Origin of the sequence: Deinococcus radiotolerans, from assembly GCF_014647435.1 — a bacterium.
GTDB classification, from domain to species: Bacteria; Deinococcota; Deinococci; order Deinococcales; family Deinococcaceae; genus Deinococcus; species Deinococcus radiotolerans.
In genome coordinates this window covers 1-1,228 of record NZ_BMPE01000050.1, presented here as the reverse complement: position 1 = coordinate 1,228, position 1,228 = coordinate 1, and the positions used below count along the sequence as shown (strand labels likewise).

The 1,228-nt window shown below is 59.4% G+C and carries 1 protein-coding gene; it reads right to left on the bottom strand.

Annotated features, from left to right (window positions below; all coding sequences use genetic code 11):
• Positions 1 to 86 precede the first annotated feature (86 nt).
• The gene (locus IEY63_RS22040; RefSeq protein ID WP_189071140.1) at positions 87 to 932 is read right to left on the bottom strand and encodes an IS5 family transposase; all 846 of its coding nucleotides are present in this window, start codon (positions 930 to 932) and stop codon (positions 87 to 89) included.
• Positions 933 to 1,228: the final 296 nt, after the last annotated feature.

The following is a 1,228-nucleotide window of genomic DNA, read 5'->3' as shown; positions in this document are numbered from 1 at the left end:
AACAAGAAGGCCAGCATCGCAGATGCTGGCCAGGACGACGCTGATGAATATTCCCCGAAGTACAGATAAAGTGCGTCTGAAAACCGTCAGGGTGAGCCTTTTGCCAGGCGACGCACCATCAGCCGAATCATGACTTCATAGACCAAGTTCTCTGCGGTTTCCACCAGCGCCTCGTAGTCTTTGGCCATCCTCCGTGATTTCCCGAGCCACGCGAACGTCCGCTCGACCACCCAGCGACGCTTCAGCACCACGAATCCTTTCGGCACCTCCACGGGTCGTGGAGGTGCATCCTTTGGCGCCCAGGTGCCTTGCCACCCGGACCAGGGATGTTTGACGACTTCCATGGTCCAGCCCAGATGCAGCTTGATGTCAGCAGCGAGCTTGCCGGTGTACCCCGCATCTGCCCACACGTGCCCCATCCGTGGGAAAACATTGGGCAGGTCGCGTAGCAGGAGGACCGCACCGGTGCGGTCCTGGATATCGGCCTCGTGCACCTTGATCGCCATGACAAGACCCAGGGTATCGACGAGGAGATGACGCTTGCGGCCACTGACTTTCTTGCCGCCGTCATAGCCGCGGGGTCCGCCGGCTTCTGTGGTTCTCACTGACTGGCTGTCGATGATCGCGGCGCTGGGGGTCGCTGCGCGACCCTCACGCTGACGGACCATCTCCCGAAGAACCGTGTGGAGTGCTTCCCAGACGCCATGCAGGCGCCACAATCGGTGATAGTGATAGATCGTCTGCCAGGGGGGGAGGTCGTGCGGCATCGCCCGCCAGGCAATCCCGCCGCGCAGGACGTAAAAAATCCCATCCAGGATCTCTCGCAACGACCACTTCCGTGGACGTCCAACGGATGACGCTTGAGGCAGAAGGGGGAAAAGCACGTTCCACTCGGCGTCGGTCAGATCGTTTGGGTACGCAGGTCGGGTCATGAGCGTTCAGCCTCCAACCTCTACCGTGCATGCATAATTGCTCTGGGAAAACCTGCGCCAGCACGTTTTTCAGACGCACTTTAAGTAACGGCCGGGCAGCCTGACTCCCCGCTCAGAGCTTTTCTGCCGTTGTTAGCTACTGAGCAACGCACAGCCTAGGTCCGGCGTGATGAGCTGGAAGAGAGGCAGGAGTATCCACATCATTCATACCCGCGCCGTTCTCAATAGGTGCTCTGTACCGGACATCTTCAGGTTGAGGCTGTGCTGGACGCAACATTCCTGAACGTATGATCGGT

Excerpts from the sequence above, each read along its gene's own strand:
- IEY63_RS22040 (WP_189071140.1), bottom strand. The coding sequence starts at position 932 with ATGACCCGACCTGCGTACCCAAACGATCTGACCGACGCCGAGTGGAAC.